The sequence below is a fragment of the Klebsiella sp. F11 genome, from assembly GCF_056712265.1.
This window is the reverse complement of sequence record NZ_CM160060.1, coordinates 2,550,507-2,564,400: the sequence shown is the minus strand read 5'-3', so window position 1 is coordinate 2,564,400 and position 13,894 is coordinate 2,550,507. Positions and strand designations below refer to the sequence as shown.

The following is a 13,894-nucleotide window of genomic DNA, read 5'->3' as shown; positions in this document are numbered from 1 at the left end:
AAAGGAAAAAATGATGAAAAAAACGCTTATCGCCGCCGGGCTGCTGGCCCTGTTCTCTTTCTCGGCCGCCGCCAACGAAACGCTAACCGTCGGCGCCACGCCGGTGCCGCACGCCGAGATCCTCGAATTCGTCAAGCCGGCGCTGGCGAAAGAAGGAGTCGATTTAAAAATCAAAGTTTTCAACGACTTTATTCAGCCGAACCAGCAGCTGGCGGAAAAAAATCTCGACGCCAACTACTACCAGTACCGGCCGTTCCTCGATAACTACAATCAGACCCGGCACACCAATCTGGTTCCGGTGGTGGGCGTCCATATCGAACCGTTTGGCGCCTACTCCAGCAAATACAAATCGATTAAAGAGGTGCCGGACGGCGCCACCATCGCCATCCCCAACGATCCGGTCAATACCGGCCGCGCGCTGGTAATGCTCAGCAACGCGGGGCTCATCACCCTGAAAAACCCTCAGGACCCGCAGTCGGCCACCCGGGATATCGTCAGCAATCCGCACCGCTTCAAAATTCGCGAGCTGGAGGGAGCGATGCTGGCGCGGGCGGTGAATCAGGTCGACCTGGCGTTTATCTTTGCCAACTATGCGCTGGAGGCCGGAATTGATACCGACAAAGCGCTGCTGGTGGAAAAAGGCAGCGATCTGTACGTCGAGTACCTGGTAGCCCGCCCCGACAACATCAACGATCCGGGGATCCAGAAGCTGGCGAAAGCCCTGCACTCCGAGGCGGTACGCAACTTCATCCTCACCCGCTATCAGGGCAAAATACTGCCCGGTTTCTGACCGCTGAAATCAACCCGGCAGCGCCAGCGCTGCCGCTATTTGCTGGCTAACGGAGGAGATCACCGTGACCAATGCGCTCACCGCGGTACCGCATATTGAGTTAACCCACATCGGCAAAGCCTATTCCAACGGCGTTCGGGCGCTGCAGGATATCAACCTGACTATCCAGCAGGGCGAAATCTTCGGCATTATCGGGCGCAGCGGCGCCGGGAAATCCACCCTGCTGCGCCTGTTTAACCGCCTCGAAAGCGCCGACAGCGGCGAAATCATTATTCACGGCGAGCCGACCCGCCGCTATGCCCCCGCCCAGCTGCGGGATCTGCGCCGCCGGGTGGCGATGATCTTTCAGCATTTCAATCTGATGTCGACGAAGACGGTAGCGCAGAACGTCGAGCTGCCGCTCAAAATGGCCGGCGTTCCCCGGGATGAAAGGCGGCGGCGGGTCGATGAGATGCTTGAGCTGGTGGGTCTCAGCGCCCTGCGCGACAGCTGGCCGGCCAGGCTCTCCGGCGGGCAGAAGCAGCGTACCGGTATCGCCCGTGCGCTGGTTACCCAGCCGGAGATCCTGCTGTGCGACGAGGCGACCTCGGCGCTCGACCCGGAGAATACCTACGCCGTGCTGGCGCTGCTGAAAGAGATAAACCGGCGTCTCGGCCTGACCATTGTCCTTATCACCCACGAGATGGACGTGATTCGTACGCTCTGCGATCGGGTGGCGGTGCTCGAGCAGGGAAAAATTATTGAACAGGGCGAGGTATGGCAGATTTTTGGCAACCCGCAGCACGAGGTCACCCGCAGCATGACCGGGACGCTGCACCACGCGCGTCCCGGCGAGCCGGAGGCACCGGGCGCCGGTCGCCAGGTGGTGACGCTCCACTTTGACGGCAGCAGCGGACGGGAGCCCAATTTACAACAGATCGCCGGCCTGCTCGGGGCCGAGGCCAGCCTGCTCTCCAGCAGCTGCGAACATATTCAGGGGCGGACGATCGGCCAAATTCGGGTGCGCCTGGCGCAGCCGCTGGAGCCTGGCGCGCTGCGCCAGCACGGCTGGGTAGCGGACCGCTTCACCCTCGGCACGGATGAAATGGTGGAAACAACTACTCCTTAGAGAAAATCCGGCATTTTAATTCTGCATTATTGCTAATTCTAATTCGCTATAAACCATAGCTTTTCGTTGTTAGACAGCCGGAGGTGCGGCTCTTATCTTGCGTCATGAATTGTAAATTTCAGCGCAATCATTTGATGAGGTAGCACTTTTGTCCAGATTACTGCCCGGATTAAAAACCAAACATTCGCGATTCTCGCTAGCTCTGAAAATCGCGCTCATTGGCGGCGCGGTGGCATTTTCTTCTGTCGCCAGCGCGGATGATATTTTACAGGAAGGGATCACTCCGGCCACCGATGTCAGCCAGATCCCGGCCTCCGCCAAACTGCGTAAAGACACCGTGGTCGCCGGTATCTCCGAGCCGCAGGGCATCTTTAACCCCTACTTTTTCGTTAACGGCTGGGACGAAAACGTCACCAACGTCATCTTTTCGCGGCTAATTGACTGGGACAGCCACGGTAATCTGGTGCCGGGGCTGGCCGAAAGCTGGAGCGTCAGCGCCGATAACAAGGTTTACACCATCAAGCTGCGTCCCAATCTGACCTTCAGCGACGGCTCGCCGCTCACCGCCGAAGACGTAGCCTTCACGCTGACCGTGCTGCTGGACCCTAAATACGACGGCGATACCGACATTACGCTCGCCAATATTGCCGGCGGCGCTGAATATAAGGCCGGTACGGCCGACAGCGTTAGCGGCCTGAAGGTTATCGATCCGCTGACCCTGCAGGTGACCACCAGCGGACCGGGCGCCACTACGCTCGCCAAAATCGGCGGTCCGGTGCTCTCCAAAGCTTACTACGGCAAGGGATATCAGCGCGGCCAGCTCGACTATCTGCGCACCCTGCACGGCAAACCGCTGGGCAACGGCCCTTACGTCTACGACAAATATCTCCCGGGCCAGGAGATCCGCTTCCACGCCAACAGCCATTACTATCGCGGTACGCCGCCGACGCCGCGCTTTATCTACCGCGTCACCAATCCGTCCACCAACTTCCAGCTGTTCCAGACCGGCGAAACCGATTACGACGCCTTTACCTCGCGTCCGGACGATATCGAACAGCTGAAAATGCTAGGCTTCGCCAACATCAACCTCTACGGCTCCAGCGACTACAGCCAGGTTGAATTCAACGTTCGACGCCCGGCGCTGCAGGATGTCAACGTGCGCCAGGCGCTGATTTACGGCCTCGACCGGCAGAAGCTGATTGACGTGGTGTATCAGGGCTACGGCAAGGTGGCCATTGAGCCCATCGCTCCCATCTCCTGGGCCTACAACGCTGAGGGCGTCAATCCCTATAAGTACGATCCAGCCCAGGCGAAGAAGCTGCTGGATGAGGCGGGCTGGAAGCCCGGTCCCGACGGCATCCGGGTGAAAGACGGCAAGCGCCTGGAGCTGACGCTGCTGGTCAGCAAGAAGGTGCTTAACGATGCGCTGATCCCCATCGCCAAAGAGAACTGGCAGCAGATTGGCGTCCTGCTGAAGCCGCAGGTAGTGGATTTCAACGCCCTGATGGCCCAGCGCAAATCGGGTAACTACGATCTGGCCTCCTTCAGCACCAGCACGCTGAACGATCCGCACGACGGAGTATGGGACTTCTACAGCAGCGAGGCGAAAGAGTCCGGCTATCACAATCCGCAGGTTGATAAGCTGATTAGCGCAGGCAACGCGGTGCTCGACGTCGAGAAGCGTAAGCCTATCTACCACCAGCTGTATAAAGTGCTGGCGGAAGACCCGCCGGTTATCTTCCTCGGCTACCGCGAGATCCTCTCCGCCAGCAGCGCCAGGGTCAGCGGCTTTAAGCCGGATATTTATAACGGTCTGACCGGCAGCCTGCCGGACGTGAAAATCGCCAGGTAAATATCGCCGCCGCCGGGGTCTCCCGGCGGTGAACGTGAGAATGTTATGAGAAATTTTATCCTCAGACGGCTGCTGCAAACCCTGCCGATGCTGCTGCTGGCTTCCTTGATCATTTTTATGCTGTTCGCGAAAACCCCGGGCGACTTTATCGACGGTAATATCACCCTTACCGCCGCCCGCGCCGCCGAGCTGAAGGCCATCTACGGCCTCGACCAGCCGCTGTTCACCCGCTATCTGCACTGGCTCGGCCAGCTGTTGCGCGGCGATCTGGGCTTCTCGCTGCAGTACCAGATCCCGGTCAGCCGGCTGCTGAATCAGTACGTCTGGAACTCCTTTCTGCTGGCCAGCGTGGCGCTGGTCTTTTACTGGGGCATTGGCCTGACGGTGGGGATTGTTTCCGCCATGAGGCCCAACTCGCTGTTCGACCACCTGGTCAGCATCGCCGTCTTCGCCGCCATGTCCTTCCCGACCTTTTTCCTCTGCCTGCTGCTGATTAAGTGGTTCGCCGTCGATCTGCACTGGCTGCCGCCGGGCGGCATGACCAACACCGGCAGCGATGAGCGCGGCTGGGCCTATATTCTGCAGGTGGCGGCGCATCTGGCGCTGCCGGTGCTGGCGCTGGTGATGCTGCAGGCCGGTAGCCTGACGCGCTACTTTCGCGCCAGCATGCTCGAGGTGGTGAAAATGGACTTTATCCGCACCGCCCGCGCCAAGGGGCTGCGCGAACGCACGGTCATCTTCAGGCACGCGCTGCGCAACGCCCTGCTGCCGATTATCACCCTGCTCGGCTTTGAGCTGCCGGGGCTGTTTTCCGGCGCCATCATCACCGAAAAGGTCTTCAACTGGCCGGGGGCGGGCCATATTCATATCGACTCGCTGGCGGCCCGCGATTACCCGGTACTGATGGGCTTTACCCTGTTTCTGGCGGTGCTGACGATCCTCGGCAACCTGATTGCCGACGTGCTGTACGCGTGGGCCGACCCGCGAATTCGAGTGAGGTCCTGATGCTTAGCTCCCTGTTTTCAACCAACCGCCGCCTGCGTAAAGCGGCGATCCCGACGCTGGCGCAGATCGCGCCATCGCCCTGGCGCCTGGCCTGGCGCGATCTTCGGCGCAACCGGCTGGCGATGCTGTGTCTGCTCATCCTGCTGGTGATGGCGGCGTGGTGCGCGCAGGGTCCCATCTGGTCGCCGTGGAAAGATGACGCCACCGACGTGCTGATGATCAACAAGCCCCCCGGCGCCGAGCACTGGCTGGGTACCGATTTTCTCGGCCGCGACGTCTATACCCGGCTGCTGCTGGCGGGGCGGATCTCGCTGATTATCGGCCTCCTGACCATGCTGCTGTCGGTCACCCTCGGCTATCTGCTCGGCGCGGTCTCCGGCTATGCCGGCGGCCTGACCGACCGGCTGATCATGCGCCTGGCGGACCTGGTGATGACTATTCCCGGCCTGCCGCTGCTGATTGTCGCCGGGGCGATGCTCTCGGAGCTCGATTTTTCTCCGGAGTCGCGGATCTACATGGTGGTGATTATGCTGAGCCTGCTTGAGTGGCCGAAGCTGGCGCGGCTGGTGCGCGGCCAGTGCCTGTCGCTGCGCGAGCGCGACTTTATGCTGGCCACCCGGGTGCTGGGCCTGTCGGCGCGCCGCCGCCTGTTTGGTCATCTGCTGCCTAATACCATCCCGATTCTGGTGGTGATGGCGACGATGGCGGTCGCCAACGCCATTCTGAGCGAGTCGGCCCTCAGCTATCTCGGCCTCGGCGTGGTGCCGCCCACCCCGTCGTGGGGCAATATGATGGACGCCGCCAACAGCCTGATCGACTTCCAGCGCCGCCCGTGGCTGTGGATGCCGCCGGGGCTGGCCATTTTTATCACCGTGATCGCCATTAACGTGCTGGGCGACGGCCTGCGCGATGCGATGGACCCCAAAATGAAGCAGAGGCTGAAATGAGCGCGCCGCTAATCACCTTTAACCAGCTTTCGGTCTCCTTTGCCGGCGACAAAAACCGCGTGCGCGCGGTGCAGGAGGTCTCTTTCGCCATTCATGCCGGACAGACCGTCGGCGTGGTCGGCGAGTCCGGCTGCGGCAAAAGCGTCACCGCGATGTCGCTGATGGGCCTGCTGCCGCCCCAGGCGGCACGTATCGACGGCGGAGAGATTCTGTTCAACGGCGAGGATCTGCTGCGCCTGAAGGCGGCCAAAATGGCCGACCTGCGCGGCAACCGGCTGGCGATGATTTTCCAGGAGCCGATGAGCGCGCTCAATCCGGTATTCACCATCGGCGAGCAGCTGTGTGAACCGCTGATCCGCCATCGCGGTGAATCGGCAAAGGCCGCCTGGCAGCACGCCACGCGGCTTATTAGCGAGGTCGGCCTTGCGCGGGCGGAGAGCCTGATGGAGAGCTACCCGCACCAGCTCTCCGGCGGAATGCTGCAGCGCATCATGATCGCGATGGTCCTGAGCTGCGAGCCGCAGCTGCTAATCGCCGACGAGCCCACCACCGCCCTGGACGTGACCGTGCAGGCGCAGATCCTCCAGCTGCTGCGCGAGCGCTCCCGGGCCAGCCGGATGGCGATGATGCTGATCACCCACGACCTCGGCGTGATTGCGCAAATGGCGGAGCGCGTGGTGGTGATGTACGCCGGCCGGGTCGTTGAGCAGGGCCCGACGGCCGAGGTATTGCGCCATCCGCAGCACCCCTATACCCGGGGGCTGATTGTCTCCCGCCCGGTGCCCGGCGAGCGCCGTCGCCGCCTCTACTCGATCCCCGGCCAGGTGCCGGATCTGGCCGCCCTGCCGCCCTACTGCGCCTTTGCCGACCGCTGCGCGCGCGCCAGCGAACGCTGCCGCCAGGGGATCCCGCCGCTGGCGGGCGACGTCCGGCAGGCCGCCTGTTTTCATCGCGAGTTAGCGGAGATCGTGACATGAGCAGTGAATACGTTATTGAAGTTGAAGGACTTAAAAAACACTTCCCGCTGCGCGACGGGCTGTTCGGCCAGCAAACCGGAGAGCTGCGGGCGGTGGACGGCGTGAGCTTTAAGATCCGACCGGGGACCATTTTCGGCCTGGTGGGTGAATCCGGCAGCGGTAAAACCACCGTCGGACGCACCCTGCTCGGGCTGTATGAGAAAACCGCGGGCAGCGTCAGGTATCGCGGCCGCGAGCTCAGCGCGCTCTCCCCGCGCGAAATGCGGGCGCTGCGGCCGAAAATCCAGCTGGTTTTCCAGGATCCCTACAGTTCGCTGAACCCGCGAATTCGCATTGGCGACGCCATCGGCGAAGCGATGCTGGAGCACGGGCTGTGCAGTAAGGCAGAGCTGTATGACCGGACCATTGCGGTAATGCGGATCTGCGGCCTAGCGCCGCAGCATTACGGCCGTTTTCCGCACGAATTTTCCGGCGGCCAGCGCCAGCGCATCGGCATCGCGCGGGCGCTGATCCTTAACCCGGATTTCATTATTGCCGACGAGCCGATTTCGGCGCTGGACGTATCCATCCAGGCGCAGATCATTAACCTCTTTTCCGACCTGCGCGACGACCTGGGGGTCACGTTCCTGTTTATCTCCCACGACCTGGGGGTGGTGGAGCATCTGTGCGATGACGTGGCGGTGATGTATCTCGGCCAGCTGGTGGAAACCGCTAGCCGCGACGCGCTGTTCGCCCGGCCGCTGCATCCCTATACCCGGGCGCTGCTGGCGGCGGTCCCCACCTTAGACCCGCTCCGCGAACCGGCGGCCGTGGTGCAGGGCGAGATTCCGGACCCGGCAAACCCGCCGCCCGGCTGCCGCTTCTCCTCCCGCTGCCCGCAGGCCAGCGAACGCTGCCGGCGCGAAGTTCCCGCCCTGCGGGAGGTCGCCGCGGGCCATCACGTCGCCTGCCACGCCGTTTAGCTCGCCGCCTGCCCCGGCCGCGGGCGAAAAAAAACCTGTCGCTGAACCAGCGGCAGGTTTTTTCACCAGCGGTGAGCGCATCCCGCGGATAGCCCGGGGCGCTACGTACTCTTTAACCGTTTTCGGCGATCTGCCGGTCAACAGCCCCCTGTCGACCGGCAAACCCGCCGCAGCAGATTAACCGGCGCGAAGAGGCCCGCCAAGCTGGCGCATTGAGGCCGCAAGCTCATGCTGCACCAGCTCCTTCAAACTTTCACGCTTAATAAACTGGCTGCGATGTTTGCTTTTGACCTCTTCAAGACTTTTCTTTATTTCCTGCGCCGGCAGTTTATACCAACCGCGACGCTGCGGCTCACCGCCCACTTCCAGCCACAGCGCCGCGTAATTAGTCATTACATTGGCGCTTTTAACGTGGAAATTACCGTCAACCGCATAGATCTCTTTAATATTACAGTGCTGTAAAAAAGCGTACAGCAGGGTGATAATTAAATTTTTAGGGCGAATACCGTAAAGCTCCTTGGTCAATACTTTAATTTCATCATTGGTCGCGTCTTTACCACCCTGAATTCCGCCAATATAAGCACGGCCATCGGCGGTACAGGAAAAACAGAGACTGTAGATCCGTCTGTTATCGAGAAGCATTAACAGCATCAGCTCCCCCTCCTCCTGAAAAGGCGATGCCAGCAGCTTAACATCAATGCGGGTACCATTTTTCAGCGGAACGGTCGCTACCGTCAGGCCAAACTCTTTGACGTTATACAGCTGCGGCATGATCGTTTCAGGAAAGGTTTTTTCCATAAAAATCAACGAGCCGTAGGCGATATCGAGTTTAGTTCTCTTTGACAACTTCTTATTTAAATAGGCTTTGAAGGGTTTATCCTGAAAGCTGACCAGCCCCTCCGTGGCGCCGGTTAATCTGGCGCAAACGTATTTATCACACAGCGCCCGGTATTCCCTATATTTGCCCCCTGCCAGAGGTATTTCTCTGCATCGACGTAATACCTTCTTATATTTGAGTTTAACATTACAAATGAGTTTATTATTTTTTCGCCACTCTTTGATGGCGACTGCTGCTGTTAGAGCCATCGATCAATATCCATATAATCAACCATAATCGCAGAAATAATATCACAAATCATGCAAGTCAACGCTTAGTTACCCGTTCGTTGTCCTTTCATTTAATAAATAGCCAGGTAATCATTCTGCAAAACCTGAAATTAAATTAAGCCCACCTGTCAACTCTCATTATTAGCAGTCGGCTTTATTATTCATCGCCTGCTGAGGGGAACGGGCGCGGGTTACCGCTACGTGCTGTCAACGACGGCATGAGGTGCCCCCTCGCTCGTTTTGCCCTATAATCTGGCCACGGTCAAAACTGAACTAAAGTGGGTAACTCATGGAAATCGATCTCGACAACCTGGTTTTTAGCGGTCTGGAAGAGGCGCAGGAGCGTAACGCTGAACGCCTTGAAGACGCGGATAAGAAAGCCGAGGCGATCGTTGCCGATGATGATTGCGGCGACGCCTGCAAAATCTGATTTCTAAACCGGCCGGCCAGGCCGGTTTTTTTATGCCTTTCGCCGCGCCGAAAAGTAACGCCCTGCCGGTATGAGGGGTCCGCATAAAAACCAGCAAGACAGCATAATGATGTTTCGATAGGCCCGCGATTTATCCCTTTCTTTCAGGCGCTTATTTTCCAGCGGCGAAATCATTGCGAGCTATTGCCAGCAGAATGATGTATGGTTGCAGGCCATTACATCAGGAAAAAATTATATGTCAGATCGAAAAGACTCGAAAACTCGCCGTAATTAACTTGTAAAATGCGCCTGCCCTAACTGCTCCCAGGAATCAGAACATAGCTTTAGCCGAGTCCAAAAAGGCGCCCAGCTGATCTGCCCTTACTGCCATAAACTCTTCCAGTCATCATCCAGAAACGCCGCCTAATCCTAAATGCCCGACGCTGATTGTGTCTTGCTCACAGCAAAATAACCGGGCCGATGGCCGCGTAAAGAAATAGCCACCGGCGGATCCTATTCGTTTTCGGGCGCAGGCGGCCTCGCCCCGCGCCCGGTGTTATACCGCCGATCTAAGGCGTCGGGAAAATCCACAGATCGTCGGCGGGGAGCGTAATATGGCAATGCTCCGCGTCACGCAGCGCCGAGCCGTAGACGCGAATGGCAAAGTCATCCCCGAGGGTGCGAAACAGATATTCCCAGCGGTCGCCAAGATACATGCTGGTCAGCAGCGGAAGCTCAAGCGTGTTGTCTTCCGGCGAGGAGCCGAAACGCAGGCGCTCAACGCGGATCACCGCCGTCGCCTGCTGGCCGACGCTGACCCCCTCTCCCGCCATGCCCCACAGCGCCCAGCTGGCGCCTTCGATGCGCGCCCGGCCGTTTTCAAGAGCCGTTATCTTACCGAGCAGGCGGTTATTGCTGCCCATAAACTCGGCGGCAAACAGCGTCGTCGGATTGCCGTACATCTCCTGGGGCGTGCCCTGCTGCTCGATCACCCCGTTGTTCAGCAGCAGGATGCGGTCGGAAATCGCCATCGCCTCATTCTGATCGTGGGTGACCATCAGCGCCGAGAGCCCGAGCTTGATAATCAGCTCGCGCAGGAAGACCCTCGCCTCTTCGCGCAGCTTGGCGTCGAGGTTGGAGAGCGGTTCATCAAGCAGGATAACCGGCGGGTTGTAGACCAGCGCCCGGCCGATCGCCACGCGCTGCTGCTGGCCGCCGGAAAGCTGATGGGGATGGCGGCTGCCGAGATGTCCCAGGCCGAGCTGGTCGAGCACCGCCTGCACCCGCTGGCCGATTTCGCCGCTGGCGACCTTGCGCAGCTTGAGCGGATAGGCGACGTTTTCAAATACGCTCTTATGCGGCCACAGGGCGTAGGACTGGAACACCAGCCCCAGATTGCGCTCCTCGGCGGGGATTTCGCTGCGCGGATTACCGTCGTAAACCGAGGTTTTGCCAATGGTAATCCGCCCGGAGGTGGGCTTCTCCAGCCCGGCGACGGCGCGCAGCAGAGTCGTTTTCCCGCTGCCGGAGGGCCCGAGCAGCGACACCACTTCCCCCCGCCTGAGCTCCATCGATACCCCTTTCAGAACCGGGTTGTCGCCATAGGTGAGATGCAGGTTTTCTACGGATAGCTCAATCATGTAATTTCACTCCAAAGCGCAGGGCGATACCCAGCCCGACGACCACCAGCAGGATATTGATAAACGAGAGCGCGGCGACGATATCAATCGCTCCCGCCGCCCATAGCGAGACCAGCATCGAGCCGATCGTTTCCGTTCCCGGCGACAGCAGGTACACCCCGGTGGAATATTCGCGCTCGAAGATCAGGAACATCAGCAGCCACGAGCCGATCAGGCCGTAGCGCGACAGCGGCACCGTGACGTGGCGGGTCACCTGCCCCCGCGAGGCGCCGGTGCTGCGGGCCGCCTCCTCAAGCTCTGGCGCCACCTGCAGCAGGGTCGAGGAGATCAGGCGCAGCCCGTAGGCCATCCACACCACGGTGTAGGCCAGCCAGACGCTGAAAATGGTATTGCGCAGCGCCCGCAGCTGCACGATGAGGTGCTCACGCAGCCAGTCGGCCACCGGCAGCGCCGAGAGCCAGCCGTTTTTTAGCGACTGATCGAGCCACATCGGCAGGAATAAAAACATCCACAGAAACGCCAGCCCCGCCAGCAGCCCCGGCACCGCGCGCGGCACCAGCACGCTATAGTCGAGAAAGCGCGTCACGTTATCCGGCTTACGGTGCATGGCGATCCCGACAAATAGATAGCAGACGACCGCCAGCGCACCGCCAAAAATGCCGATCGCCATCGAGTTGACGATCGCCCGCAGCAGGTTCGGCTGCTGCCAGATATTGCGGAAGGTCGCCAGCGACAGCTCGTCCCACAGCGACACGCCGACGCCCCAGTTGGAAATAAACGCCCGCATCGCCACGCCAAGCAGCGGGACGCCGATGGTCACCGTCAGCCACAGCACCACCACTACGCCGGCAACCCAGCGCCACTTGCCGAGCGGCAGCGCCCGCGCCTGGGAGGCTTTCCCCTTCATGGTGACAAAGCGATTGGCGGTGCGCATCAGCCGACGCTGCAGCATCACCAGCGGAATGGTGATGCAAATGAGTACCACCGCCACCGCCGCCATCAGGTGGTAAGAGGGAGTACCAAGCTTATTGGTCAGCTTATAGAGATAGGTCGCCAGCACCATATTGCCTTCGGGGTCGCCGAGCACCAGCATCAGGCCGAACACTTCCAGCCCGAGGAAAAACAGCAGCACGCAGGCGTAGAGGATCGAGGGGCGCACCATCGGCAGGCTGACGGAGGTCATCACCTGCAGCGGCGAAGCGCCTACCGTCCGCGCCGCCTCCTCGACGTCGGAGCCGACGCTGCGCAGGGCGGACGAGATATAGAGATAGGCGTGCGGGACGTGGGTTAGCCCGGCGATGGCCACGATGCTGAACATCGAGTAGATGTTCCACGGCACAAAGCCCAGCAGCCGCTCGGCCCACTGCGAGAAGAAGCCAACCGGCCCCGCCGCCACCACGTAGCCAAAGGCCAGCACCATCGGCGAGACGAAAATAGGCACCAGGATCAGCGGTTCAATAAAGCGCCGGCCGGGCAAATCGGTACGGACCATTAAAAACGCGAGGATCCCGCCGAGCGGGATCGCGATCGCCACCAGGCCGAACGCCAGAACAAAGCCGGACTTTAGCGCCAGATAAAAATCAGGATCGGTAAAGATAAATTCGAAGGCTTCGAAGCTGAACGCTTTCGAGCGCGCAAAAAAAGGCGCCGAGAGAAAGCTCTGCACCACAATAAATAACAGTGGGACATAGATTGCTAATGCCGCAATCAGCACCACAATACCGCGCGGCAGCCCCTGCCATTTTCGGCGTAATACGTTCATATGCAATCCCTTCGGTCAGGCGTTTAACGATAGCCTGCCGGGTATTAACGGGCGCGGCATCGAGAAACGTCGCGCCGCGGGAGAATTATTTTGCCGCCGCTTCACGCCACTGTTTGATAAATTCCAGACGCTTTTTCGGTTCCAGATATTCCAGCAGGGTTTCATCCACCGGAATCGGCTTCAGCGCATCGCCCAGCATTTTGGTCATGCCGTCGATGTCATTTTTGCCTTCGATATCGTTACGAATAGAGGGAATATCGGCCTGGCTGGCGAGAATGCTCTGCCCTTTCTCTGACAGCACGTAGTCAAACCACAGCTTAGCGGCATTTGGATGCCCGGCGTCGGCGGTAATAAACGAGACCCGGGAAAGTACCAGCACGTAGTCTTTGGGATAGGCGATGCCGAGGGAGGGATCGGTTTTGGCGCGTGCTTCGGCGTAGGAGCCGAGGATATTAAAGCCAACCAGGTTTTCCCCCGAGGAGACGCGCTCCATCATGGTCCCGGTGGAGGATTGCACGGTCAGGCCGCCTTTAGCCATTCCCGCCAGGTTGCTGAAATAGCTGGCATCGGCCTTGCTGTCCTGCACCGCCAGCATAAAGCCGAGGCCCGATTTTTCGATATCGTAGGTGGTGACCTTGCCTTTAAATTTGTCGGTCTGGCCGGCAACCAGCTTCGCCAGCGCGGTATGGGAATCCGGCACGTCGCCCTGCGGAATCAGCCGCTTATTGTAGATAAAGACCACCGGCTCATAGGTGGTGCCGTAGGCTTTCTGCTGCCAGACCGCCCACTTAGGCAGCTTGTCCAGCTCGGGCGAGGCGTACTCTTCGGCGTAGTCGGTGGCAAGCTTCAGCGCCGTATCCATCGATGAGCTCCAAACCACGTCCCCGCTGCCGCCCCCCGCCGCTTGCTCGCTGATGTAGCGGTTATACAGCTCGGTGCTGTTCATATCGTTATATTCAACTTTAATACCGGGGTACTGCGCCTCAAACCCTTTAATTAACGGGCCAGCCGCTTTGGTATCCGTCGTTGAATAGATAACAACCTTGCCCTCTTTCTTTCCGCCTTCAACCACCTTTTGATATTCAGCCGGGTAGCCTTGAGGCAGCTCCGCCAAAACGGAGCCGGAGAAGAGTGCCGTCAGTGAAACCACTAACCCACCAATTTTCTTATACATAAAACCAACCCCTAAGCATCATTTATTAAACACAAATTTAACATATAGCGAGGGGTTCGCCGCTTGCAAAGCCGGGGGCGGTTTTTTTCTGGCTTTTGTGATGCTGGCGGAGTTTAACTCTTATTTAGCGCGGCGTCGGCGGATAAGCCACCTGGCGGCAA

12 protein-coding genes and 1 pseudogene are annotated in these 13,894 nt (G+C 59.6%); 9 read left to right on the top strand and 4 right to left on the bottom strand.

Annotated features, from left to right (window positions below):
• Positions 1-13 precede the first annotated feature (13 nt).
• The 7 genes from AC1M2H_RS12740 to AC1M2H_RS12710 all read left to right on the top strand — a co-directional run bounded on the left by AC1M2H_RS12740 (position 14) and on the right by AC1M2H_RS12710 (position 7,641).
• Positions 14-790, top strand: coding sequence for a MetQ/NlpA family ABC transporter substrate-binding protein (locus AC1M2H_RS12740; protein WP_480151924.1), 777 nt, complete (start codon positions 14-16; stop codon positions 788-790).
• A 64-nt stretch (positions 791-854) separates the two neighbouring features.
• Entirely contained in the window at positions 855-1,898 is a 1,044-nt protein-coding gene (locus tag AC1M2H_RS12735; RefSeq protein ID WP_480151606.1) for a methionine ABC transporter ATP-binding protein, read from the top strand.
• Positions 1,899-2,046: 148 nt separating this feature from the next.
• Complete coding sequence (locus AC1M2H_RS12730; RefSeq protein ID WP_480151605.1) at positions 2,047-3,750, top strand: ABC transporter substrate-binding protein; 1,704 nt, start codon at positions 2,047-2,049, stop codon at positions 3,748-3,750.
• A 45-nt stretch (positions 3,751-3,795) separates the two neighbouring features.
• Positions 3,796-4,755: an ABC transporter permease gene (locus AC1M2H_RS12725; protein ID WP_480151604.1), complete on the top strand. Its 960-nt coding sequence runs from the start codon at positions 3,796-3,798 to the stop codon at positions 4,753-4,755.
• Complete coding sequence (gene opp4C, locus AC1M2H_RS12720; RefSeq protein ID WP_480151603.1) at positions 4,755-5,702, top strand: oligopeptide ABC transporter permease; 948 nt, start codon at positions 4,755-4,757, stop codon at positions 5,700-5,702. Before AC1M2H_RS12725 ends, opp4C begins: the two co-directional genes overlap by 1 nt.
• A complete protein-coding gene (locus AC1M2H_RS12715; RefSeq protein WP_480151602.1) occupies positions 5,699-6,679 on the top strand; it encodes an ABC transporter ATP-binding protein in 981 nt (326 codons plus the stop codon). The genes opp4C and AC1M2H_RS12715 overlap by 4 nt, the downstream gene beginning before the upstream one ends.
• On the top strand, positions 6,676-7,641 hold the full coding sequence (locus AC1M2H_RS12710; RefSeq protein ID WP_480151601.1) for an ABC transporter ATP-binding protein: 966 nt from the start codon (positions 6,676-6,678) through the stop codon (positions 7,639-7,641). Before AC1M2H_RS12715 ends, AC1M2H_RS12710 begins: the two co-directional genes overlap by 4 nt.
• 177 nt (positions 7,642-7,818) lie before the next feature.
• Here AC1M2H_RS12710 and AC1M2H_RS12705 read toward each other — a convergent pair whose 3' ends face one another.
• Positions 7,819-8,727, bottom strand: a complete 909-nt coding sequence (locus AC1M2H_RS12705) for a DUF535 family protein (RefSeq protein ID WP_480151600.1) — start codon at positions 8,725-8,727, stop codon at positions 7,819-7,821.
• 310 nt (positions 8,728-9,037) lie between these two features.
• On the opposite strand from AC1M2H_RS12705, the gene AC1M2H_RS12700 reads away from it, so the two are divergent.
• Positions 9,038-9,178, top strand: a complete 141-nt coding sequence (locus tag AC1M2H_RS12700; RefSeq protein WP_004862935.1) for a hypothetical protein — start codon at positions 9,038-9,040, stop codon at positions 9,176-9,178.
• A gap of 325 nt (positions 9,179-9,503) precedes the next feature.
• Positions 9,504-9,584: pseudogene (locus AC1M2H_RS12695) on the top strand (hypothetical protein); the annotation flags it as partial.
• 142 nt (positions 9,585-9,726) lie between these two features.
• Here the strand turns inward: AC1M2H_RS12695 and AC1M2H_RS12690 are convergent.
• The 3 genes from AC1M2H_RS12690 to AC1M2H_RS12680 all read right to left on the bottom strand — a co-directional run bounded on the left by AC1M2H_RS12690 (position 9,727) and on the right by AC1M2H_RS12680 (position 13,733).
• Positions 9,727-10,797, bottom strand: coding sequence for an ABC transporter ATP-binding protein (locus AC1M2H_RS12690; RefSeq protein ID WP_480151599.1), 1,071 nt, complete (start codon positions 10,795-10,797; stop codon positions 9,727-9,729).
• Positions 10,790-12,559, bottom strand: a complete 1,770-nt coding sequence (locus AC1M2H_RS12685; RefSeq protein WP_480151598.1) for an ABC transporter permease — start codon at positions 12,557-12,559, stop codon at positions 10,790-10,792. The genes AC1M2H_RS12690 and AC1M2H_RS12685 overlap by 8 nt, the downstream gene beginning before the upstream one ends.
• A gap of 85 nt (positions 12,560-12,644) precedes the next feature.
• On the bottom strand, positions 12,645-13,733 hold the full coding sequence (locus tag AC1M2H_RS12680) for an ABC transporter substrate-binding protein (RefSeq protein WP_480151597.1): 1,089 nt from the start codon (positions 13,731-13,733) through the stop codon (positions 12,645-12,647).
• Between the last annotated feature and the right edge of the window lie 161 nt (positions 13,734-13,894).

Coding starts and splice junctions, on each gene's coding strand:
- AC1M2H_RS12710 (WP_480151601.1), top strand. CDS start 6,676: ATGAGCAGTGAATACGTTATTGAAGTTGAAGGACTTAAAAAACACTTC.
- AC1M2H_RS12690 (WP_480151599.1), bottom strand. CDS start 10,797: ATGATTGAGCTATCCGTAGAAAACCTGCATCTCACCTATGGCGACAAC.
- AC1M2H_RS12740 (WP_480151924.1), top strand. CDS start 14: ATGAAAAAAACGCTTATCGCCGCCGGGCTGCTGGCCCTGTTCTCTTTC.
- AC1M2H_RS12705 (WP_480151600.1), bottom strand. CDS start 8,727: ATGGCTCTAACAGCAGCAGTCGCCATCAAAGAGTGGCGAAAAAATAAT.
- AC1M2H_RS12685 (WP_480151598.1), bottom strand. CDS start 12,559: ATGAACGTATTACGCCGAAAATGGCAGGGGCTGCCGCGCGGTATTGTG.
- opp4C (WP_480151603.1), top strand. CDS start 4,755: ATGCTTAGCTCCCTGTTTTCAACCAACCGCCGCCTGCGTAAAGCGGCG.
- AC1M2H_RS12725 (WP_480151604.1), top strand. CDS start 3,796: ATGAGAAATTTTATCCTCAGACGGCTGCTGCAAACCCTGCCGATGCTG.
- AC1M2H_RS12715 (WP_480151602.1), top strand. CDS start 5,699: ATGAGCGCGCCGCTAATCACCTTTAACCAGCTTTCGGTCTCCTTTGCC.
- AC1M2H_RS12700 (WP_004862935.1), top strand. CDS start 9,038: ATGGAAATCGATCTCGACAACCTGGTTTTTAGCGGTCTGGAAGAGGCG.
- AC1M2H_RS12680 (WP_480151597.1), bottom strand. CDS start 13,733: ATGTATAAGAAAATTGGTGGGTTAGTGGTTTCACTGACGGCACTCTTC.